This is a genomic window from Moraxella sp. I5G (assembly GCF_055193055.1).
Window position 1 is genome coordinate 106,651 of the sequence record NZ_JBUXLH010000006.1, and the last position, 23,240, is coordinate 129,890.

20 protein-coding genes, 1 tRNA gene and 1 other RNA gene are annotated in these 23,240 nt (G+C 37.7%); 12 read left to right on the forward strand and 10 right to left on the reverse strand.

What is annotated here, in order from left to right; all coding sequences use genetic code 11:
* Position 1: 1 nt before the first annotated feature.
* From ybeY to ssrS, 4 genes are all read right to left on the reverse strand, one after another.
* Entirely contained in the window at positions 2–556 is a 555-nt protein-coding gene (gene ybeY / locus ACZBKJ_RS04890; protein WP_463199811.1) for an rRNA maturation RNase YbeY, read from the reverse strand.
* Complete coding sequence (locus ACZBKJ_RS04895) at positions 549–1,655, reverse strand: PhoH family protein (RefSeq protein WP_463199812.1); 1,107 nt, start codon at positions 1,653–1,655, stop codon at positions 549–551. Before ACZBKJ_RS04895 ends, ybeY begins: the two co-directional genes overlap by 8 nt.
* Positions 1,656–1,797: 142 nt before the next feature.
* Positions 1,798–1,873 (reverse strand) — tRNA-Asn (locus ACZBKJ_RS04900).
* A gap of 74 nt (positions 1,874–1,947) precedes the next feature.
* Positions 1,948–2,138, reverse strand: a non-coding RNA gene (gene ssrS, locus ACZBKJ_RS04905) — 6S RNA.
* A 157-nt stretch (positions 2,139–2,295) separates the two neighbouring features.
* On the opposite strand from ssrS, the gene gpmI reads away from it, so the two are divergent.
* A complete protein-coding gene (gpmI, locus tag ACZBKJ_RS04910) occupies positions 2,296–3,861 on the forward strand; it encodes a 2,3-bisphosphoglycerate-independent phosphoglycerate mutase (protein WP_463199837.1) in 1,566 nt (521 codons plus the stop codon).
* 41 nt (positions 3,862–3,902) lie between these two features.
* Entirely contained in the window at positions 3,903–5,198 is a 1,296-nt protein-coding gene (locus ACZBKJ_RS04915; protein ID WP_463199813.1) for a S41 family peptidase, read from the forward strand.
* Between the two features lie 32 nt (positions 5,199–5,230).
* Here the strand turns inward: ACZBKJ_RS04915 and ACZBKJ_RS04920 are convergent, their stop codons facing one another.
* The 3 genes from ACZBKJ_RS04920 to ACZBKJ_RS04930 form a co-directional block, all read right to left on the reverse strand.
* Entirely contained in the window at positions 5,231–6,838 is a 1,608-nt protein-coding gene (locus tag ACZBKJ_RS04920; protein WP_463199814.1) for a sigma-54-dependent transcriptional regulator, read from the reverse strand.
* Between the two features lie 160 nt (positions 6,839–6,998).
* On the reverse strand, positions 6,999–8,699 hold the full coding sequence (locus ACZBKJ_RS04925; RefSeq protein WP_463199815.1) for a sensor histidine kinase: 1,701 nt from the start codon (positions 8,697–8,699) through the stop codon (positions 6,999–7,001).
* 202 nt (positions 8,700–8,901) lie between these two features.
* Positions 8,902–9,549, reverse strand: a complete 648-nt coding sequence (locus tag ACZBKJ_RS04930) for a response regulator (RefSeq protein WP_463199817.1) — start codon at positions 9,547–9,549, stop codon at positions 8,902–8,904.
* 561 nt (positions 9,550–10,110) lie between these two features.
* Here ACZBKJ_RS04930 and ACZBKJ_RS04935 point away from each other — a divergent pair.
* The 9 genes from ACZBKJ_RS04935 to ACZBKJ_RS04975 all read left to right on the forward strand — a co-directional run bounded on the left by ACZBKJ_RS04935 (position 10,111) and on the right by ACZBKJ_RS04975 (position 18,380).
* Complete coding sequence (locus ACZBKJ_RS04935; RefSeq protein ID WP_463199818.1) at positions 10,111–11,337, forward strand: D-alanyl-D-alanine carboxypeptidase family protein; 1,227 nt, start codon at positions 10,111–10,113, stop codon at positions 11,335–11,337.
* Between the two features lie 350 nt (positions 11,338–11,687).
* Positions 11,688–12,356 (forward strand): thiamine phosphate synthase, encoded by a 669-nt coding sequence (locus ACZBKJ_RS04940; RefSeq protein WP_463199820.1) that lies wholly within the window; start codon positions 11,688–11,690, stop codon positions 12,354–12,356.
* A gap of 92 nt (positions 12,357–12,448) precedes the next feature.
* Positions 12,449–13,648 carry a phosphoglycerate kinase gene (locus ACZBKJ_RS04945; protein ID WP_463199821.1) on the forward strand — a complete coding sequence of 400 codons (1,200 nt, stop codon included), beginning with the start codon at positions 12,449–12,451 and terminating at the stop codon, positions 13,646–13,648.
* Between the two features lie 106 nt (positions 13,649–13,754).
* Positions 13,755–14,111, forward strand: coding sequence for a hypothetical protein (locus ACZBKJ_RS04950; RefSeq protein WP_463199822.1), 357 nt, complete (start codon positions 13,755–13,757; stop codon positions 14,109–14,111).
* Positions 14,112–14,607: 496 nt separating this feature from the next.
* On the forward strand, positions 14,608–15,075 hold the full coding sequence (locus ACZBKJ_RS04955; RefSeq protein ID WP_463199823.1) for a pilin: 468 nt from the start codon (positions 14,608–14,610) through the stop codon (positions 15,073–15,075).
* A 72-nt stretch (positions 15,076–15,147) separates the two neighbouring features.
* Complete coding sequence (locus ACZBKJ_RS04960; RefSeq protein ID WP_463199824.1) at positions 15,148–15,882, forward strand: TraX family protein; 735 nt, start codon at positions 15,148–15,150, stop codon at positions 15,880–15,882.
* A 77-nt stretch (positions 15,883–15,959) separates the two neighbouring features.
* The gene (locus ACZBKJ_RS04965) at positions 15,960–17,072 is read left to right on the forward strand and encodes a serine hydrolase domain-containing protein (protein WP_463199826.1); all 1,113 of its coding nucleotides are present in this window, start codon (positions 15,960–15,962) and stop codon (positions 17,070–17,072) included.
* A gap of 9 nt (positions 17,073–17,081) precedes the next feature.
* Complete coding sequence (gene tfpZ, locus ACZBKJ_RS04970) at positions 17,082–17,780, forward strand: TfpX/TfpZ family type IV pilin accessory protein (RefSeq protein ID WP_463199827.1); 699 nt, start codon at positions 17,082–17,084, stop codon at positions 17,778–17,780.
* 120 nt (positions 17,781–17,900) lie between these two features.
* Positions 17,901–18,380: a pilin gene (locus ACZBKJ_RS04975; protein ID WP_463199828.1), complete on the forward strand. Its 480-nt coding sequence runs from the start codon at positions 17,901–17,903 to the stop codon at positions 18,378–18,380.
* 28 nt (positions 18,381–18,408) lie between these two features.
* Here ACZBKJ_RS04975 and ACZBKJ_RS04980 read toward each other — a convergent pair whose 3' ends face one another.
* Positions 18,409–18,900, reverse strand: a complete 492-nt coding sequence (locus tag ACZBKJ_RS04980; RefSeq protein WP_463199830.1) for an FKBP-type peptidyl-prolyl cis-trans isomerase — start codon at positions 18,898–18,900, stop codon at positions 18,409–18,411.
* Between the two features lie 204 nt (positions 18,901–19,104).
* Here ACZBKJ_RS04980 and ACZBKJ_RS04985 point away from each other — a divergent pair, with 204 nt between their 5' ends.
* Entirely contained in the window at positions 19,105–20,907 is a 1,803-nt protein-coding gene (locus ACZBKJ_RS04985; protein WP_463199831.1) for a M61 family metallopeptidase, read from the forward strand.
* Between the two features lie 7 nt (positions 20,908–20,914).
* Here the strand turns inward: ACZBKJ_RS04985 and ACZBKJ_RS04990 are convergent, their stop codons facing one another.
* Entirely contained in the window at positions 20,915–21,511 is a 597-nt protein-coding gene (locus tag ACZBKJ_RS04990; protein ID WP_463199832.1) for a pseudouridine synthase, read from the reverse strand.
* Between the two features lie 81 nt (positions 21,512–21,592).
* On the reverse strand, positions 21,593–23,240 hold a 1,648-nt coding region (locus ACZBKJ_RS04995; protein WP_463199833.1), incomplete at its 5' end, for an OmpA family protein.

A 23,240-nucleotide genomic window follows, 5' to 3' on the forward strand; every position in this document is an offset into this window, starting at 1 on the left:
ATTAAAGATAAGGGTTGTCAATTCCTAAACTTTGCAAAATAGCAATTTCAAAACTTTCCATTTCATCTTGTTGGGTTTTTCCAAGTTCATGGTCAAAGCCCAATAAGTGTAAAATGCCATGTATTACCAAATGCGTTAAATGGTTATCAAACGTTTTGTCTTGTTCTATAGCCTGTTTTACCACTACATCGTGGCAAATCACCAACTCTCCTAAAAAAACATCGCCCATTTGAACAAGCAGTTCTTTGGGCAGCTGGCTTGGGTAGGATAAGATGTTGGTAGCATAGTCCTTACCGCGAGATTCTTTGTTGAGTTCCAAACCTTCATCAGTATTGCAAACATAAATACTGATGGATTTGGATAGTTTTTGCCAATCAGTAAAGGTAAAAACATCATCAAAAACGTAGTATGGCAAAACCAAATCATTGATTAGTTTTTGTTCAATAAACTGCAACACTTTATCAAATAGGGCGGTTAAATTTTCTTGCGTGTATTGATTTTGCGGTAAGTCATCTGCAACATCTAAATCAAGGCTAATGTTATGAAAATCACTCACGATGATGTTCCTTGTTTTCTTGAATTTTTGATGAATTTTGCAGAGACTGAATCGCAGCTAGTGCATTGATTTGTTTGGTGATTTCTTCTTCTTGACGGGCTTTTCGTCGCGCCTCTTTGCGCTTTTCTTCTTCGGCGGTTTCTATGATTTCATATTCATCATACGCTTCAACAATTTTTTGTACCAAACGATGACGCACCACATCTTTAGCGGTAAAATGAGTGATGTGAATGTCGTCAATATCTGCTAAAATTTTTAAAGCGTGAGAAAGCCCCGATTTTTGTCCCCGCGGCAAATCCACTTGAGAAGTGTCGCCTGTAATCACCGCTCGAGACCCAAAACCAAGCCGCGTTAAGAACATTTTCATTTGTTCAGGCGTGGTATTTTGCGATTCATCTAAAATCACAAATGAGTTATTTAGTGTTCGTCCTCGCATATATGCCAAGGGAGCAATCTCAATAATCTGCCGTTCAATAAGTTTGCCAACTTTTTCAAAACCAAGCATTTCATATAAGGCATCGTATAAAGGACGCAAATAAGGGTCAATTTTTTGTGTTAAATCTCCCGGCAGAAACCCCAATTTTTCGCCGGCTTCTACGGCAGGACGTACTAACAAAATGCGCTCAATTTCACCGCGTTCAAGCATATCCACCGCACAGGCTACCGCTAAATAGGTTTTACCTGTACCAGCAGGTCCTACCCCAAAACACACATCAGATGTTAAGATTTTTTTAACATACAAGGCTTGATTGTTGCCTCGTGGACTGATTTTGCCTTTGCGAGTGCGTAAGCTTATGGGCGTATCTTGCATCTTTGGCGTGTTATCATCATTGTCAGATAGGCTAGATTGCACAATTAAATGCACATCTTCACCACTAATATCATCTGTTTTACGCGCAAGTTCTGCCAATTTGGTTAAGATAAATTCGCCACGCTCCACCCTAGTTAAATCTCCTGTTAAAATAAGCTGATTTTGGCGAGAGATGATTTGAATGTCTAAACGCTGCTGTATGTATTTTAAATGTTTGTTGTATTCTCCAGATAAAACACGAAATTCTTGGGGAAGTAACTCTAAATTAAGGGTGCGACTAATGGTCAAAATGAATCCTTTTTTTATATGATGATTTGGTGGATAAATAAGGTAAAATTGATATTTTTTCAATAAACATCCTAAAATTTAATTAATTTAAGTGCTTAAAAAGCAAAAAAACCTTTCAAATTAATGAAAGGTTTTTTAAATATGGCTCCCCAACCTGGGCTCGAACCAGGGACACACGGATTAACAGTCCGATGCTCTACCGACTGAGCTATTGGGGAATAACTCAAAAGTTAATGCTGGCTATTATACTAAAAATTTTAATCTTGTCAAATATTTTTTTCAAATTTATAGTAAAAATACCAAAGTGCCGCTACAAAGGGATACCATGAACCGTGAAGTTCAAGGCGGGAAATACCAATATTTATCATGGCTTTCTGAAACACCTAGGGTGCAGACCTGCGCAACAAAATATTGCAAATATCTCCCTTAAATTAAGATTATCGGTCAAGGATTACGCTTTGCTGGCAAACACTTCAGTGGTTTTATTATATCACGTTTGCAATTTGTCGCAACTAAATTGTATGTACAATTTTTACCTATAAAGAACCCCACACGTAAAATTTTACATATATCAATTGCATCATATGCCATAAGTTTAAACTGTGCTAAAATAATAATGTTTAAAGATTTTTTTAAGGATATGGTTATGACTGACAAAAAAATTCCCCATGTATTGATGATTTTGGACGGCGTTGGATACAGAGAAGATAAAAAAGATAATGCGGTTGCTTGTGCTAACACTCCTAATCTGGATAATCTTTTAGCAAATTGCCCAAATGGACTGATTTCAGGTTCTGGCATGGATGTGGGTTTGCCCGATGGTCAATTTGGCAATTCAGAAGTTGGGCATATGAATCTTGGGGCAGGGCGAATTTTATTTCAAGATTCAACTCGAATTATGAATGACATTCACTCAGGTGAATTTTTTGCTAATCAGACACTTTGTCAGGCAGTTAAAGATACAGTTGCAAATGAAGGCGCGGTGCATATTTTAGGTCTTTTATCTGATGGCGGTGTGCATGCCCACATTGAACATATTAAAGCAGTAACCAAACTGGCGGCACAACAAGGGGCAGGGCAGGTGTATGTCCATGCTTTTTTGGATGGTCGAGATACACCGCCAAAATCTGCAGATGGTTATTTGCAAGATTTGGATGATTATTTGCAACAAATCAGTCAAACTTACAATGTAGAGGCTAAAATTGCAAGTGTCATTGGTCGTTTTTTTGCGATGGATAGAGATAAGCGTTGGGATAGGGTGCAAAAAGCCTACAAACTTTTGACTGAAGGAACCGCTCAAAGACAAGCAGCAAATGCCAAAGAAGCAATTGAACTGGCGTATCAGGCTGATGAAACTGATGAGTTTGTGCAAGCAACCATCATTGATGAAAACGGCATTATTTGTGATAATGATGGCGTAATTTTTATGAATTTTCGCGCCGATAGAGCTAGAGAACTTTCGCAAGCCTTTGTAAATGATGATTTTTTAGGATTTGAGCGTCATATGTATCCTCAGTTGTCAGCTTTTGTTATGCTGACCAAATTTTCAGATGAATTGGCAGATAATTCTAAAACTAGCATCGCTTATCACCCTACAAGTCTTGCCAATACTTTGGGCGAATATCTGCAAAATCATCAAAAAACCCAATTACGTATTGCAGAAACTGAAAAATACGCGCACGTTACCTTCTTTTTTAGTGGCGGACGTGAAGAATTATACGATGGTGAAGAGCGAATTTTAGTTAAAAGTCCTGATGTGGCAACATATGATTTAAAGCCTGAAATGAGTGCTTTTGAAGTAACTGAAAAACTAAAAGCAGCAATTTTATCAGGAAAATTTGATGTATTAATTGTGAATTACGCCAATGGTGATATGGTTGGACATTCAGGGGTGTTTGATGCTGCGGTTAAGGCGATGGAAGCGATTGATACTTGTATTGGCGAGATTGTTACAGCAGTACGTCAAATGAAAGGTCATTTATTAATCACCGCTGACCATGGAAACTGCGAACAGATGCAGGATTATCAAAGCGGTCAATTGCACACCCAGCACACCACCTATCCTGTACCTTTTATTTATGTTGGTGATAAAATGGTAAATGTTCGCGCTGGTGGTAAGTTATGTGACATTGCCCCAACTATTTTGGATTTAATGGGTATGGAAAAACCTAGCGAAATGACGGGCAAAAGTTTGCTTGTGGAATAACTTTGTCAGATAACTACTTAAATAATATGACAATAAACAACATGAAAATAAAAAAATCACTGATGGTGTCGGCGCTGACTTTATTTTGTACAGTAGCCATCGCCGACCCAATTTTGCAAAATCAACCCGAAGTTCGTTATGAAGCCCGTCTTGATGCTTTGCAAAGTAAACCCAACGCTTTGCATGGTATTGAGGGATTGCATCAGGGACGCGTGCCATTAAATGCCATTTCACCAAACACATTAAAAACTTTTGTGTCAGTGGTTGATTTGGTTAGGCGTGAATACGTTGGTGATGTTAATGATGAAGAGCTATTTAAAAATGCCATGAGTGGCATGCTAACTAAGCTTGACCGCAATGCGGAATTTTTGGATGCCAAAGCCTATGAAAATTTACAATCATTTACTGCCGGTAACGTTGCAGGAATTGGTGTCAAAGTACTTTGGCAGGGTGTGGATGATCATTGGGTGATTACTGAGGTTGCCAAAAATTCTCCAGCCTATAAAGCAAATATCACTGTTGGTGATTATCTGCATCAAATTGGTGAAACCAAGCTTGCCAGTACTCATAATGGTAACGACGTAATGCAGCTGTTAAATGGCATTGCAGGCACACAAATTGACGTGGTGGTGTCACATGAGGGGCGTTCAAAAAGAACTGTGAGTCTGCAGCGTACCCAAAACATGAAAACCAACATTGAAACTTTGATGTATGATGGTGTGGCAGTCATAAAATTACCTGTATTTCAAGATAATACCCGAGAGCAGATTTTGACTGCATTGTCGCGTGTGAATGTGCCAATTCGAGGTATTATCTTGGATGTGCGCAATAATCCAGGCGGTGTTTTGGAGTCCGCAGGTAAAGTGGTATCACTGTTTACCAAAAACCAAACCATTGCTAAAGTCTCAGGGCGAAATGGCGTAGAGCGCATTTTAACAACAGAAGGTTCGCCATTGTTAAAAGACATTCCGCTTATCGTGTTACAAAATCGCTATTCGGCATCAGCATCGGAGGTTTTAGCAAGCAGCCTTCAGGTAGGCAAACGAGCTTTGATTGTTGGTGAAACCAGTTACGGAAAAGGCTCTGTTCAGTCAGTGATTCCAATTGGCGACAATCAAGCGGTTAAATTGACCACAGCACATTATTTGACCGCTCAAGATGGCAAAATTGATGGTGTTGGTGTGGTGCCTGACGTGGCGTTTAACAATAAGTCTGGCGAAGGCGCAATTTATTTTGGAGAAGCCGTTCAAGATGATTGGTTGAGACAAACTTTGTTACTGGCAAACGCTCGCAAGCTTGCAACAGGTATTAGTTTTGACCCTGTAGGCGGCTTTTAAGGATTCTAATAAAGCCCTAAACAGGGCTTTTATTATTCTTCTTCATCATCGTGGTCATCTGTACCTAAGCCAAGTTTGTCCATACGATAACGTAGCTGACGGAAAGTCATGCCAAGTAATTTAGCAGCTTGGGTCTTGTTGCCATGAGAACGGATGAGCGCGGTGCTAATCAGCTGTTTTTCTTGTTCAGACAGATAAGCTTCTAAGCCTTCTTGGGGTAGATTTTCGCTTTTTTGATGGTCTGCATTTTGATGATTGTCTGCTTTTTTAATGGTGCCATAATTGGCAGCACCACTAATCTGCAAACCTTGAATTGTGGAGGTGCGATTTTCTTTGATGATTGGTTGAGGGGTGTAAATCGGACGCTTATCGTAATAAGGCGAATGGGTGTTGTCCATTTCAAAATCATCAAAACTGAGCGTTTCCACATCATCATCGCCACTTAGCATTAAATGATGGGCATCAATAGTTTGGCTGTCACTTAAGGTAACGGCGCGCTCTAAAATATTGCGCAATTCTCGCACATTACCTTTATAGTTGTGATGGCTTAATGCGGTGATTGCCCCATCTGTCAGTGATAAACCGCCAAGTTGCCAATCTTTGGCAATGATGCCCAAAAAGTGTTTAGCAAGCATGGGAATGTCAGCACGGCGTTCATTAAGAGCGGGTAGTTTAACCTCAATGACGTTAATGCGATAAAACAAATCTTGACGAAATGCGCCTTTTTGCACCAGTGCCGCCAAATCTTTGTGGGTGGCACAAACAATTCGAATGTCTACAGGCACTTCTTTGGTGTCACCAATGGCACGCACGGTTTTTTCTTGAATGGCGCGTAATAATTTAACTTGCATAGCAAGCGGTAAGTCAGCAACTTCATCTAAAAATAGCGTGCCACCATCAGCTTGTTGGAATAACCCAATTTTATCAGCTGTTGCACCTGTAAAACTGCCCTTTTTGTGTCCAAAGAATTCCGATTCCATCAGCTCACTAGGAATTGCTCCACAGTTTACGGGCACAAAACTGCCATCACGGCGTGGACTTAGGTCATGAATCAGACGAGAAACCACTTCTTTACCTGTACCTGAACCGCCCCATAAGAAAACAGGCGCTTGTGAGCGAGCAAGTTTTTTGATGGTATTACGTAGCTGCTGCATAGGCAGGCTATCACCAATTAGTCTTTGGTCTAATAAGGTATCATCGGTTGTTTTTTGAGCAATAGGTTGATTTTGAGTATCAAAAGATTGAGGGATATCTGTATTGGCACGGATATCAGCGCCTGCTTTTAGGGCAGATTCCACCAATGCACGTAATCGCGGCAATTCTAAAGGCTTATTAACAAAGTCAAACGCGCCAAGTTTTAAAGCTTCAATCGCAATCATCTCATTGCCATGAGCGGTGATGACGGCAACCGGCATGTCGGTTTGACTGGTGATTTGTTTGACTAAATCCATGCCAGAGCCATCTGGTAATGCCAAGTCTGTCAAACAAAAATCGTAAGTTTTACTTGCCAAAAAATCTCTGGCACTTTTGACATCATAAGCAACATCACTGGCAATCCCCATTTTATTTAGGGTTAATTTCATTAAATGACAAAGGTCAGTTTCATCATCAATAATTAAAGCGGTGGCTTTACTTTGCATGGCAAGATAACCTCAATTTTGTCTGTACGATTTACCATTATAAAACATTTTTTACTAAAGTTTAAGCCTATTCAGAAAATAGTATGGATTAGGAAAACTTATAGTAATATTTGTTAGATTCTGTAAATATTAAAAAGCATCTTAATAAATTTATTGGCAACTAATGCGTTAAACGTCTTTGGGTTGAAGCAATTAGACGAAAACAGCTTTTATCATCTTTTAGGTAACGAATCTTGGCATTGTTGGCTTCACTAAATGATTGAGAAAGGTATAAACCCAAGCCCGTACCTTTTTTACTGGTGGTAAAAAATGGGTGAAAAAGTTGCGGTATATCTTGGTCAGGTACGCCCATACCATTATCTATTACATCAATAAATGCCCGTTCACCATGCCTGGTTACTTTAATTTCTACATCAGCTTGACCTGTTAGGGGCACTGTGTGGCGTAGTGCGTTATTCACCAAATTAATCATAACTTGTTCCAGGTGATTAGGGTCAAAATAAATAACCGTAGTACGTTCATTGCCTGCAATATTAACCAAAATATTTTTATCATAAAAATGATGCGCTAAAAATTCAGTAAGCCAACGATATACATTAACTGCTTCTTGGTCAGGAATTTCTTGACGCGAAAGGCTTAAAACATCCTCAATAATGTTATTAACACGGCGAGTTTGCTGAAAAATCATCCGATAAAGTTCGCTATTGGGGTCTTGAGTATTAACATCCTCAATCAATAACTGACTGGCTTGACTAATTGCTGCTAAAGGGTTTCTAATTTCGTGAGCAATACTGGCGGATAATTGCCCTAAGCTGGCAAGTTTTAAACGTTGAGCGTGAGTTTGTTCACGGCTAATATCTTCAATGATAATTAATTGACCATAACTTGCCAAAGGTCTGTTATTAAGACGCAGTTTATCTGATGGGTTGTTATTATCAGGTTTTAATTCATAAATCCAAGAAACCGATAAATCCGGACTAATTGTACGATACCAGTGGATGAGTGTGGGGTGTTCTTTAACAATCAGGCGCGCTAAATCAACCATTTTAGCAGGGGTGTTGCAAAGCTCTACATTGGTTGGTAAACGTAAAAGGCGTTGAGCGGCCTCATTAATCATGATAATATCGCGATGCTCATCAATTACCAAAACACCATTGACCATATTTTTAACAACGATGTCATTGATAATATTGAGTTTTTCAAGTTCTTGAGCGTGCCGGATTGCTGATTCTTCTGCCATCATCAATCGCTGCGATGCCGACCAGCTTAAAAATGCTACCGCTACCAAACAAATGGATAGTAGTAATGTATCGCCAAAGGTAAGGTGAATATTTTTTTCGGCGATGGCAAAAAATACTTGTTGATAAATTACCGCTACCACGCTGGCAACAACCACACTAGCTGCTTGTGATAATGACAATAAAATAAAACTGGATGCCACCACAATCATATATAGTAGAACAATTTGCAAGTTGCTGATACTACCATGAATGGCATAAGCGGTTAAAAAGATGATATCTACAAAAAATCCTAAAAACAGCTGCCAGCGCATACCTGTGGGTATAAAATAAAACAGGGTGAGCAAAAATAGGCTCAAAATTAAATAGATGCTAATAATTATGGATTCAACCAATGTTGGCAAACCACCAGCTAGCATGCTACCTTTGATAACTGAATAACTAGACAGCATCAAAAAACCACTGATAACAAAGCGGTAGACGCTATAAATTAGCCCCACTTGGCGTACGCGCGCATCAGAAGCAAGCGTTTCACTGGTTACATTTGCAGAACGAAACCACAATGTTTTAAGCAAAGAAGGAGACTGAAGCATATTGTTGATAGAATGATGAGAAGTTAACATAATCAATAATTGTCATCTTTGCCTAAAGCAAAAATCAGTAAATAACATTAAATTTAAATCCGCCTAAAAAACCATGCAGGGTATGTGCCAAAATGTATGTTTTTTCATCAAAAATAAACTATCATTTTTTTGGGCACACCAGCCAACACACATATCATATCGTTGTTGCTAATTTAGATATATGCATGGTATGTAAAAATCTTTAATTGCTCTGTATCAAGCCATGACGCAGCGCCAAATGGGTTAATTTAACATCACTGTCTATTCCTAATTTTTCCAATTTTTCAAAAATCCGATATCGATAAGTATTAACTGTTTTTGGACTGACGAACAACTGTTCAGCAATCTCTTGAGTGTTTTGACAATTAACAATCATTAGCAGCACTTGTTTTTCGCGTTCAGAAAGTGTGGCAAATGGGTCATCACTGTCTTGTAAATAATTTTGAGCAAAATGCTCAGCGATTTCATGGCTAAAATAACGACCACCTGCGTGAATTTTTCTGATGGCGCGCACCATTTCATCAATATTTGTGCCTTTGGTAATGTAGCCATCAACTCCCGCCTTTAGTAACATGGCAGGGTAAGGGCTGCTGCTTAAGCTGGATAACGCTAAAACCTTAATATTGTCATGAGACTGCTTGATGCGACGAGTGGCTTCTATGCCATCCATATTGGGCATATTAACATCCAGTAAGACAACATTAGGATTATGCTGTTTAACGCCTAAAATGGCACTTTCACCACAAGAAGCTTCACCTACTACTTCAATATCTGTCATATCTGCCAGCATTCTAATGATGCCTGTTCTGACCAAATCATGGTCATCAGCGATAAAAACTTTAATGGTCATGATATTTCCTTTTTATCTTTATCCAAACCAAAATTGGCATAAAAGTATTGGAAAAAAATAAAAGCACATTAATGCATTTTTCAAATACCAATCTTAAAAGTTGAGTAGTTTGGTATTTTGGTTAATTGTATATAATTTTAATCAAAGTAGTGTTACTTTTTATTAAAAAAATGTATCTAAGGTTTTAGTTGGCTTTAATCTTGCAGCTTATAAAATTAGCAAAAACAAACAAATTTGTTTAATCATGACAAAAGATTGTCTAAAATTTGGCAATTATTTCATCGTTTGTTCTTGAATAAAGCTATTTTGTTTTTAAAGTCTTTTAAAAAAAGATGCAATATTTATTTTATTTTTTCTTTTAAATCAAAAAGTTAAATAATTTTTTGATAATACAAAAATCCTTACAAATTAACCACTTTGTTTTGTTTTTTAAACATAAAAAACAAAGGTGACTATGTTAAAATGATAGTGTTGGTCATTTGTTATTATGAATGATTTTTAATCATTTCAAAATATCATGATTTTAATGAATCATTTCACAAATACAGAAGGTAAGTTATTATGAACACCCCAATCAAACAACTAAACACTTATATCAGTATTGTTTTGGCATCTGTTTTTGCCGGTCAATCTGCTCATGCTTTATTGATTGATGACAGCCAACAAAAAACCATTTATATTGGTCATGGCGGTGCTCAAAACATGAAGCCTGTTACCGTAACCCAAACCCGTCAAGTTGTGCCTGTGGTAAAAACCAAAACAGTGCAAACAGCTACCAAAACAGCCCCTGAATACACTGCTCAGACAGGATTTACCACCTATGGGCAAAGCTCATCTCAGCAGTCAGGTGCTTTAACATACAGCACTACAACCTATACCCAACCTGTTAGTACTTACAATTCAAGCACTTACAGTTCAAACACATACAATTCAAATACTTACAACAGCTCAAATTCATACAATTCTAGCGCTTATAACAACACTTATAGTGGCTACAATAATACCTATAACAACTATGATGGCCTTGCTGTTAGTACCAATTCAGCAGCGGTTGCTGTGGTGGATTTACAAACAGGTCAGCCTATTTATGAAAAAAACACCAACACCAAGCGTTCAATTGCTTCTATCACCAAGGTCATGACTGCGATGGTTTTGATAGATGCTGGACTTGATATGCGTGAAGAAATCACACTAACTTCATCTGATTTAGTGGGCGCCAAAAAAGCCAGTACAAATCTAAAAGCAGGCGACCGCATGAGTCGTTCTGAATTTATGCTGCTGATGCTCATGAAATCAGAAAACCCAGCCGCCAAAGCTTTAGCTCGTACTTATCCAGGTGGATATGATGCTTTTATTTCAGCGATGAACCAAAAGGCACGTTCACTTGGCATGACCCAAACCAGTTATAGCGATTCATCAGGCTTAAATCCGCGCAACGTATCATCAGCGAGCGACCTAGTTAAAATGATGCGTGCAATTAATGGCGACAGCCGTTACAATCAGTTACGTAGTTTCTCAACTGCGAGCAGTTATGATTTTCATATTCAAAACTACACTTTGGGCTCTCGCGTCTACAAAGCCAATAATACCAGTCGTTTGGTGCGTTCTGGAGCGTATCCAATTGGTGCATCAAAAACAGGCTATATCCGTGAAGCCGGTTACTGTGTAGTTATGGAAACTCACGTAAATAATCGTCCTGCTGTCGTGGTATTGCTTGGCGCTAGCGCATCAAATAACCGCTGGAATGATGCCGAAAATATCCTAACTCAGCTTGCCTATCGCAACTAAATTATTAGTTATCAAAATAATGGTTTTAGTGCGCCAGACAGATAAAAAAGACTTGTTTTACCAAGTCTTTTTTATTGATGTGGATTTTATCACATCAAAGTTGTCTTAGTTCATTGATTATTGTTGCTTTTTGTTTTGAGTGAATTTGTTCAAAAATTGACTAAAAAACTACTGGCAAAAGCCGTAACCATTGGTTGTTGCTTTTAGATGATTATGTAAAGACCAATATATACGCGTATTTTTTTCTATCAAATTCTTACTTCTATGTATATTTTGTGTAAAATTTTGATTAAAAAATCATCATTATTTTAAAATTGTTTACATTAACATTTTGTTTTTAAGGATAAATTATGAATTCTTCTTCTCCAAAATTATATTTACTGACCAATGATGACCCTATTGATACGCTCTTAGATAAATTGGAAAGAGCATTTGATACCGGAGTCATTTCATTGTTGCAAGTTCGCCGTAAAAATACATTACAGCAGTTTGATTTGGTTACACTGTATCAAGAGGCTGAACTACTCGTAGATTTGGCATCACGTTATAACATTGATGTGGTGATGAATGATAATCTAGAATTGGCATCTCATTTTGGTACTGGGCTTCATTTGGGGCAACGAGATGGCAGTGTGCGAGTAGCAAGAGAAATTTTGGGTGAGCAAGTGGTGATTGGGCGTACTTGCCACAGCGATATGGCGCTGTTTCGAGAAGCTAAAAAGGATGGGGCAACTTATGGGGCAATGGGAACGGTATTTTCATCAATCACCAAACCTAAAGCCAAAACGGTTTCTGCTGAAACTTTACAAAAAGCAGCTAAAATCGATTTTCCTTTGTGTGTGATAGGTGGTGTTACTTTGGATAATTCTGAAGAACTGCATCATAAAATGAACGGTGAACGACTTGATTATATCGCAGTTACCGCTGATATTATGAATCAGCCAAGCGATACCATTGCCAAAAAATGTTTGGGTTGGAAACGGGTTTTGGATAATTGGCATTTTGATTACAATCGCTGATTGCTGCAATAATAAAAAATAAAAGAACGAAACTTCCTGTTACAAGTTATGTTATAATCGGTTTTGATTTTTGATAAAAATGGGAAAATTGTATGACCATCAGCACATTGCAAGAATTGGATTTGGCTCAAAAGACCGTATTGATTCGTGAAGATTTAAATGTACCCATTAAAGATGGTAAAATCATCAGTGATATTCGCTTAAAAACTGCCATTCCAACAATTAAAACAGCACTAGAAAAAGGTGCAGGCGTGATTGTATGTTCACACTTGGGTCGACCAGTTGAAGGTGAGGCAGAAACCAAATATTCATTAGCGCCGATTGCCGTTTATTTACAAGAGCATTTGGGCGTGCCTGTGGTATTTAATACAGATTATTTAGAAAATGGCGTTACTGTCAAGGCAGGCGAGGTGGTTTTATTAGAAAACGTGCGTTTTAATCATGGCGAAAAGAAAAATTCTCCTGAACTTGCTCAAAAATACGCTGATTTATGCGACGTGTTTGTAATGGATGCTTTTGGTACAGCGCATCGTGCCCAAGCATCAACCGAAGGGGTGATTCGTGCGTGCATCAAGGACGCAAAACCTGTATGTTCTGGCAATTTATTAACCGCTGAACTCACCGCCTTAAAAACCGCTTTAGATAATCCCAAAAAACCCGTTTTAGCCATTGTTGGCGGCTCAAAAGTATCTACAAAATTGGACGTATTAAATAGCTTAGCCGATTTATGTGATAGTATTTTGGTGGGCGGTGGTATCGCCAATACCTTTTTAGTAGCGCAAGGACATGATGTTGGTGCGTCATTGTATGAGCCAGAATTGGTGGAAACTGCCAAAGCGATTATGATCAAAACCCAAATTCTACTGCCGACGTCGGTTGTTGTTGCTGATAAATCGCAAATTGATTTTGAGGATTTTTTAAATTCCTTAGCAAATGCTGATGCTACCGTCAAAAACGTGAGCGATATTGGCGAAAATGAAATGATTTTAGACATTGCTAAAGACAGTGCCGATGTTTTGGCAGAACACATTAAAAATGCCCAAACCATTTTATTTAATGGTCCTGTTGGCGTTTTTGAGGTGGATAAATTTGGTGAAGGTACTAAAGTGATTTGTCAGGCGGTTGCTGATTCAAAAGGATTTAGTATTGCTGGCGGTGGCGATACCTTGGCAGCGATTGATAAATATCAAGTTGCCAGTCGTGTCAATTATCTATCCACAGGCGGCGGTGCGTTTTTGGAATTTGTGGAAGGCAAGAAATTACCCGCAATTGTTGCTTTGGAATCGGCGTAAATTTATACACTGATATTTATTACTCATAATAGTCAAATCTTGTAAATTGATGCTGATTTGATTAAACTAATACACCAATAAACTGATTCACTCTTATGGAGTATGTATGAAACTAACCTATTTGACCTGCTTGCTTGCTGGTGTTTTGGCATTGACTGCATGTAGTAAGCCTGCTGAAAAAACCGATACCTCCAGCGATAAAGCCACGACAGAGCAAGTTGCTAAAGAAGCTGAAGCTGCTGCCAATAATACCAATGCGGGTAAAACAGATGCTGATGCAAATGCCAACGATAAAAAAGCAGATGAGCAACCCATGGCAACTGATGACAAAACAGCAGACCAAAAAGCAGATGACAAAAAAGTCAGCGAAAAGCCAGCAGATAAAAAAGCAGACGACAAGGCGGATAAAAAAACCGATGATATGCCTGCCGAAGATAAAGTTGCTGAAGATCAAAAATACTAATCCCTACGTTATCATCACAGCCCCGAAATTTTCGGGGTTTTATTTTTTTATGCCAAACTAACAGCCGTTTACTAAAAAATAATGACATTTTGGCGAATTTTACAAAACATAACAAAGCGTTATTCATCTTAACAGTGCCGCGCCAACTTATCTGTCAAAAAATGTAGCCCTTGACAAAAATTGTCAAAAATGTAAGAGATTGTATCTTTGACAAAAATTAATAATTGTTAAAAATTGCACAAACTTTTCTATATTATTTCTAAATTCTTAAAATCACGTTAAAAACGAGAAAAGTTTTCTTAAAAATTGCTTAAAATCCATTCATAGTTACAATTCATTAACAATTTAAGTGATGTTTTGCGAATTTCTAGTCATAACATCCAAAAAGTTGGCATATCATCTGCAACAATAAAAGCGTCAGTGATGATAAGTCAAATAAAAAACATCATCACATCATTATCAACAAAACGGGCAATGCCCATAACTGGAGTTCATTATGAAAGCTCAAAAAGGTTTTACTCTTATCGAATTAATGATTGTAATCGCGATTATCGGTATCCTAGCTGCGATTGCTATTCCACAATACCAAAACTACATCGCTCGTTCACAAGTAACTCGTGTAATGGGTGAGACAACAACTGTTAAAACCGCAATCGAAGATTGTTTGCTAGCTGGCAAAGCTGATACCGAGTGCTTTATTGGTTGGACTGCTTCCAACTTAATTGGTGCTAGTGGTGGTGCTACTGCAGGTACGGGCTCCACTAATACCTCTACTGCCAAAGCTCCTGGTCAAGGCGGTTTAAAAATTGTTTATGGTCAAACTGCTAAGATTGAAGCAACCTTTGGTCAAAATGCTGCTGCTATTTTATCAGGTAAAAAATTGTCTTGGGATCGTACAACCGATGGTGTTTGGACTTGTACTACTACTGTAGATGCTAAATTTAAACCTACTGGTTGTAAATAATCCACTATAAGTGGTGAGTAAAAGACGGGGCGTTACTGCTCCGTCTTTTTTTGCTATGTTTGGTTTGCTGCTATGAATATTAAAATTAATCAATTTGAATTGAAATTAATCGCTATCTTTGTTATGACGATTGATCACATCGCTTGGATCTTTGTAGCTACAGAGAGTTTTTTAGGTCAATTGATGCATTTTTTGGGTAGGCTTACTGCTCCAATTATGTGTTATTTTTTAGCTCAAGGCTATCGTTATTCTAAAGATAAAAAAAGTTATGCGTTGCGCTTATCTGTTTTTGCGCTACTTGCACAAGTACCTTATTCATTAATGATTCATGGTTATAATCAGGTATTTGCTGATTTTAGCTTATTAATTTTTCAGGGAAATATCTTATTTAATCTACTCATAGCATTGTTTTCCTTGATGTTGTTGCATACTTGTTTTAGTTGGCTTCTTAAAGTAGCAGTATTATCATTATTATTTTACCTGTCTACATTTTTAGATTGGGGTATTTATATTATTACTTTTAGTTTGGTTTTATATTACAGCCATAATGATAAAAAAACTCAGTTTTATATTTATACAATTACAGCAATGGGATTACTTCTATTGGCAGATAGGGGCTATAATCCTGCTATGCCATCATTGTCGTTGAATTGGTTTCCATTGGGTATTTTAATTGCACCATTTACATGGTATATATATGATGGTACGTTGGGCAGTCGTTGGGGTGGGCGTTATTTTTTTTACGCTTTTTATCCCGTGCATATATTGATATTGGTAAGTTTAGCAATTTTAATAGATAAAATATGATAAAGAATTTTCGACCAGTCAAGAGAGATTGGATTATTTTAACAATAACTGTTTTAATAATTATAGTTACAACATATGTGCATACCAACTCTCCTTTAACCTTTCGCCGTCTTGCTATTTATGCACAAACACCAGTATCACAAATTGATATACGTTGCTCAAATAATGCTCCAAAATTTCTTAGAGATTTAATGCATTATACAATTAGTAGTCAATATTCACTTAATAATCAAATTGTTTTTGTTAGTAAAACTGGAGAAGTATTTCATTGTGAAAGTGGTTGGGAAGATGGATTTTTGGGTTCCAAACCAGTTACTGTGGATTCTCATTTTGTTTATGCTAGTGTAAGTAAAGTTTTAACATCAGCCATGGTGCTGAGATTGGTAAATGAAGGTAAATTATCCCTTAGTGATAAATTGGTGGATGTTTTAAACATTCATGATTTAAAAGATAAGCGTATTGCAAAGATTGACATAGCAATGCTTTTAGAGCATCGCGCAGGATTTGATAGATTTAAAACTTTCACTCCAATGTTAACTGCAGGCAAAAAACCATGGTGTCCAACTAATTTAACGTATTTATCAGAAGTTACTTTAGATTTTGAACCTAATACCCAATTTCAATACTCTAATGTTGGTTACTGTTTACTTGGAGCGATTGTTGAGAAAGTTGAAGGTAAGCCTTTTATGGTCGCTGCTGAAGAAATGTATCAATTAAAAAAACGAAATATAAGATTTGTACAAAGTGATGTTATGGATGATGAAATTGCTTATGACTATCGTTTTGAGGATTTTTATGGTGAAGGCTGGCGAAAAGATTTTGATTTTGATGAATCTCTAATGGCTGTAGCAGGACTGTCTGGTTCGGCTAAGAACATGGCCTTATTGGTTAGAGAAATGAAACAAGAAAAACCTTTGAATATTCTATCCCGTTCAACCATGCCATGTGCCATTAATATTATTGATGGTTGTTATGGTTATGCCATGAAGCCTTATCAAGGTATAGGGGAGAATTATACCTTATATAATAAAGATGGTCACTTTCCAGGAGTAGAAACAGACATTTATATGGATGATTTAGGCAATATTTTAGCGGTGTATCGCGGGACAAGCTTAGGAGATTATGATAAATTACCTAAATTTCGTCAATATATTTACCAAGTTATGACTTCCGCTGTTGTTAATCAATAAAGGTGTTCCATGAAATATAAACTACAACTTTTTATATCCCATTTAATTATTTCAATATTATTGGTGTCTTTAATAGCGGGTTTTGTTTTTTTTGTATGGTACCCTTTTCCTTTAGCGAATGCAGTTGGGGTAAACTCTATTTTTATAATGATGCTAATTATAGATGTTGTTTTAGGTCCTTTATTGACGTTTCTGGTTGCTAAAAAAGGTAAAAAAACACTCAAAATGGACTTGATAACAATTGGTATAATTCAGATAATGGCGCTTTTTTATGGTGTATATAGTATCAGTATAACTCGACCCGTTTATATTGTTTATGATAATATCCGTTTTGATTTAGTTCAAGCAAATCAAATAGATGATTCAAGGTTGCATTATGGTCAACCTAAATATTTTGCTGTTAAATCTCCTAAAAGTGATGATGAAAATATGCAACGTATCCAAAAAGAAATGGAGACAGGCATATCACCATCACTTGATGTTCAGTTGTATGAAGATATTAAATTAAATAAAAAACAAATTTTTAATAGCAGAAGATCACTTAAAGAGTTGGAACAGTTTAATGAGCCAAAATTAACTCAAACATTATTATCAAAGCATCCGAAAGCCATGGGTTTTCTCCCTTTAAAAACAGTTGGTTTGGATATGACAGTATTAATTGATGAACAAGGTGAGGTATTAAAAATTGTGGATTTAAGACCCTGGTGATCAGATGTTCAATCTACCCTCGTTTGTTACTCTCTTAAAGTATTGGCATATTAATTGCAATTTTATATTAACAATTTGATTTATGAAATTTTTTATGAGACATATAGGCAAAATGTTATTATGAAAAATAATCAAGGTTTCACCTTAATTGAGTTAATGGTGGTTATTGCCATTATTGGTATTTTAGCAGCTATTGCTATTCCACAATATCAAAATTACATTGCTCGTTCACAAACAACGCGCGTTTATGCTGAATTATCTGATTTGCGAAATACAGTGGAGGATTGTTTAAATAACGGAAAATTGACTCTTGGGATGGGGAGGGATGATTGCGATCCACGTGCGGCAGCGTCTGATATTTTATCAGGTAACTCCCAAGTTGGTGCTTCAATACCAACTAATTATGGTGTTGCGCAGATCAGTAATCCCTTAACTCAAAATGTTAAAATTGTAGGAACAGTGTCAAATAATTCTTCTATGATTTTAAAAGGTCACAAAATCGGACTAACTCGTAGTTCGGAAGGTAACTGGCAATGTGTTAGTAATATTGATGCAAAGTACCTACCCAATAACTGTAGGCACGATGCAAATTTTAACTAATTCGTGTTAGTTAATAAATAATAGCTAATCAATGATGATGCCCACCCATACCATGAACGTGTCCATGTTCTAATTCTTCAGCGGTGGCATCACGCACATCCACAATTTCCACATCAAAGGTTAGTTCAACACCCGCTAGTGGATGATTGCCATCTACAATAACCACATCATCAGTAACGTCTTTTACCGTAACCAGCATCACATGACCATCTTCGGTTTGAGTTTGAAACTGCATGCCAGCTTTGATGGCATTTTTATCTACGCCTTGAAAGTTTGCCAAAGGCACTTCTTGAACCGCTTCTGCCATGTACTCGCCATAAGCATCCGCGGGCGCGATAACAGCAACAAACTTATCACCAACTTTTTTTCCAAGCATTTGAGCTTCTAGTCCAGGAATGATGTTATGATGACCATGTAGGTAAGCCAAAGGCTCTCCTTGCGATTTGTCCAAAACTTCACCATCTTTATTGGTTAAAGTGTAGTTAAATAAAACAACATGATTGTTTGCAATGGCTGTCATAAAATTTTCTCATTTAAAAATAAACTATCATTGTAGCAGAAAAACCGCATAGAAAAAACGTTGATTTGTTGGTTCTGTGCTAAAATGCTGTTTTGAAGTGTAAAACCATACATAAACTGACCATTTGTAGAATTAATCAGATTTGGTGAAACGACTTTAAATAACGAATTTAGCTATTTAATTTTAGCTATTAAGGAAATTTTGATGAAATGTATTACGTCGCAGTTATCCTATCAAGTTGATTTTACAAGGTATAATGAACATTTAGTGGATATAACTTTAAGTTTTTATCCAGTTTGCAATCAGCACAAGCTTTGGTTGCCAACTTGGATAGCGGGCAGTTATTTACTACGTGAATTTAGTAAAAATATCACTAAAGTGAGCTATACTCAAAATCATGTTTCCAAAACCGCCGAAAAAATAAGCAAAAATCAATGGGAGCTGACTGATTTAATTCAAAATACAATGGTAACCATTCATTATGAAGTGTACTGTCGTGATTTGTCGGTACGCACCGCCTTTGTGGATAATCAGCGTATCTTTGGCAATTTTACTTCACTTTTGCTCATGGTGGAGGGTTTAGAAAATAATTTAGCAGATATCAGCTTGTTTATTCCCGAAAATTTTTGTCAAAATCATCCAAATCTACAAATAGCAACTGGGCTTGGTTATCAAAAGCAAGATGTTTTAGAGGGTGTGATGATTAAATTTTTACCAATTTGCGCCTTTGAAAGCTACGATTACCCATTTGAAATTGGCACGCAAACTTTTTTTGAATTTTATACAACAAGTTCCAAAGGCGATATTTTGCACCGTTTTTTTGTTGCAGGTCGTCATGATGCTGATTTGTCTCGTCTTAAAAATGATGTCCGTAAAATTTGCCAAACCTATATCAATTGGTTGGGTGATACGCCATTTGTTGATTATACTTTTATGACCATGGTAACAAGAAGTGATTATGGTGGACTTGAGCATATCAATTCAACGGCACTGATTAGCAGTCGTGATGATTTGCCCAGTGTGTTTGAGCCTGACGAACCTAATGAAAATTATCAGCGTTTTTTAGGGTTATGTAGTCATGAATATTTTCATGCATGGTGGGTAAAAACTGTACGTCCTGATGTGATGATGGATAATGATTTACAAACTGAAGCCTATACACCACTGCTTTGGGTATTTGAAGGATTTACATCATATTTAGATGATTTGATGTTGCTGGCATCAGGCGTTATCAGCAAACAGGCGTATTTTGAACTTATTTTAAACCAGATTAATCGTTATCTTCAAACCGATGGCCGCCATCATCAAAGCGTTGCTGAATCGAGTTTTGACGCATGGATAAAATTGTATCGAGCTGATGAAAATACCGCCAATCAGGGAGTTAGTTATTATAATAAAGGCGCGCTTGTGGCTTTGTGTCTGGATTTGATATTGCTACAAAAAACAAATGGCAAACATCGCTTGTTTGATGTGGTTAAAACATTTTATCAAAAAGCAAAACAAATGCCCAATCAACGGTTTGCGATGACAAATGATAATTTGTCAGCTGTGGTAAGTGAATTTTTAGGGCATGAGACATGGCAAATGTTTTATTGTCAATATGTGATTGGGCTTGATGAATTACCAATAGAAACTTTATTGACAAAATTTGGTTTTTCTACCCAAACCAGACAAAAAAACACGCCTTGGGGTATCAAAGCAGATGATGGAATTAATGGGTTAAAAATCAAGAATTTATATCGAAATAGTGCGGCAAGCAGTGCTGGTTTATCAGTGGATGATGTGATTGTCGCAATCAATCAAATCAAGGCAAATTATCAAGAGCTAGCGAAAGTAAACATTAAACAAACTTACACCAATCAACCTGTCAAAGTTCATGCGTTTCGTCGTGATGAGTTACTTGAATTTACCCTTATGCCTGATAAAAACACTCATCACAAGCAGCTGACTTTTGAGCATTATCAAGAAAAAGGCTGGCTGATGTTTGATAAATGGATAGCTGATTAAAATATCTTTATAAGCCAAATTTTATCAAATCTTGATGACTTAAGATAATTTGACGGTATTCACCCACTCCCAAATTATCCAATGTCCAATCACCAATTTGATAACGAATCAGTCTAAGGCACGGCAAACCAACGTGGGCGGTCATGCGACGTACTTGGCGGTTTTTTCCTTCAAAAATAGTCATGCTAAGCCAAGCGGTTGGTATGTTTTTGCGTTCTCGAATGGGTGGGTTTCGTTGCCATAAATCAATGGGCAGTTCCTTTTCATGTAGTGTTTTAACAAAAGCAGGCAATGTTTTCCCATCTTTTAAGGTGACCCCTTTTGATAGTAATGTTAATTGTTGGTCATTTGGTGTATTCTCTACTTGTACCAAATAGGTTTTGCCAAATGCTTTTTGGTTGTTTGTTGGAGTGGTGATTAGGTGGTTTAAATCACCATTATCCGTTAAAATCAACAAACCTTCACTATCTTTATCCAGTCTGCCAGCAACGCGCAGGCGTTTATCACAAAAAAAATCCACTAATGTACGCATCTGCTGGTTATCTTTGCGAAATTGACTGTGCACACCATAAGGCTTATTAAATAAAATGAGCTGACTTTTCATAAAAAACCCAAACAAAGATAAAGTGGTGAATTTTATCATTGTTTGGGCAAATTTAGTTGCACTTTATTGTGTATTGTGCGTTTATTGTGTTTTTTGCTCTTCAGTAGTCGCTTCTTCAGCCTTAGACTCTGCAGCTTTGGTGTCTTTTACCGCTTTAGAGTTTTCAGCATTTCCCACACTTGTGATTGTACCGTCTTTTTCAATAAGAGTAAATTCGATACGGCGGTTTTGGAAACGACCTTGCTCGGTGGCGTTGGATGCAACTGGTTCATCAGAGCTTGCTCCAAAGATTTCTATACGCTCACTGGCAATGCCTTTAGATACTAAGTAGTCACGTACCGCGGCAGCGCGACGCTCTGATAGTTTTTGGTTAAAAGCGTGATTGCCTTGGCTGTCGGTGTGTCCTGTAATTTTTAAATGCGCATCTGGTAAAGATGCCAATTTTTCAGCCGCTAAATTCAAAACTTCTTTGTTGGCATCTGGAATTGCGTTGGAGGATGTAGCAAAGTTAATGATTTGCATATTTAGAGCTTGTACTACTTCTGAGGCTGATGCGTCTTGTGCATCTAGATTTTGCATCGCTTCTTTAGCGGTATCAATGCTGTTAGCAACTGCTTCGGTGGTGTTTAGCTTAGGTTCTGCTTCTACCACAAAATGACTGGGTAAAATACCTTTGGCATCATTTACCAATTTGCTTACTACTGCCTCATCGGTGCCATTAAAACGCACAGTTTTACCATCAATGCTAATGCTAGCATGAGGTACGCCTTTTAATAAGGCAGCCAGTTTTGGTAAATGGTCAAGTACGGGTAAATCTTCGGCAAAGCCTTTGGTTGCCTCAAAGTCGCATTTTTCAGCCGTATCAAAAACCCCTGCCAAAGCAGTGCGAATGGATGCAAACACACCTTCAGAACCCGCTTGGCTGCGGCAGCTATATAACGCATTACCTTTGTCATCCGTGGCAATACTTAAGGTTGCAGGTTTTAAGTTTGCGGCAGCAGCCACAGGTGCAGTACTTTCTACAGGTTTGGCAACTGGAGCGGCAACAGGCTGTTTAGTTGTTTGACAGCTGCGCAACATTAAAAACAAAAGTGCCCCTAAAATCACCAGTCCAATGATTGGCAATAAAGATTTTAAAAACCCTCCACCTTGTTTTGCAGTTTCATGCAAGGCTCCACCTACAGCATCTTTGGTTTCTTTAGCAGCATGACTGACATTTTGAGCAGCATTACTTGCCAAAGAAGCGGCAGCAGCACCAGCTGCTTTTGCGCTATCAGCCATCTTGGTTGCCGTTTTTTCTGCTGTTTTTTCTACTTTTTCAACGGTGTCTTTGGCAGTATCTACCACCTTTTCGCCAAAATCTTTGGCTTGTTTGGTGGTATCTTTAGCGGCTTGACTGGCAAGTGCACCAGCTGCGACCGCCGCTCCAGCAGTGCCGGCAATTACAGCGCCTGCTACTGATTTATCATCCTTGACATCTGATTTATCCTGGTCTTTGTTCGTGGTACTAGAGTTAGCCATAAAAGCTTCTTTTACATTTTCTTTTGTGGTATCAACTTTATCAAGGGTTTTTTCAGTTAAATTCTCAGCGGTGGTGACGACCGCATCCGCACCATCTTTGACACCTTCTTTAACGTTATCAGCCAGTTTGCCAGCTCCAGATAATGCTTTACCAGCTAAAGCACCCAATCCAGCTGCCGCCGCACCTGCCGCACCAAGAGCCGCCGCT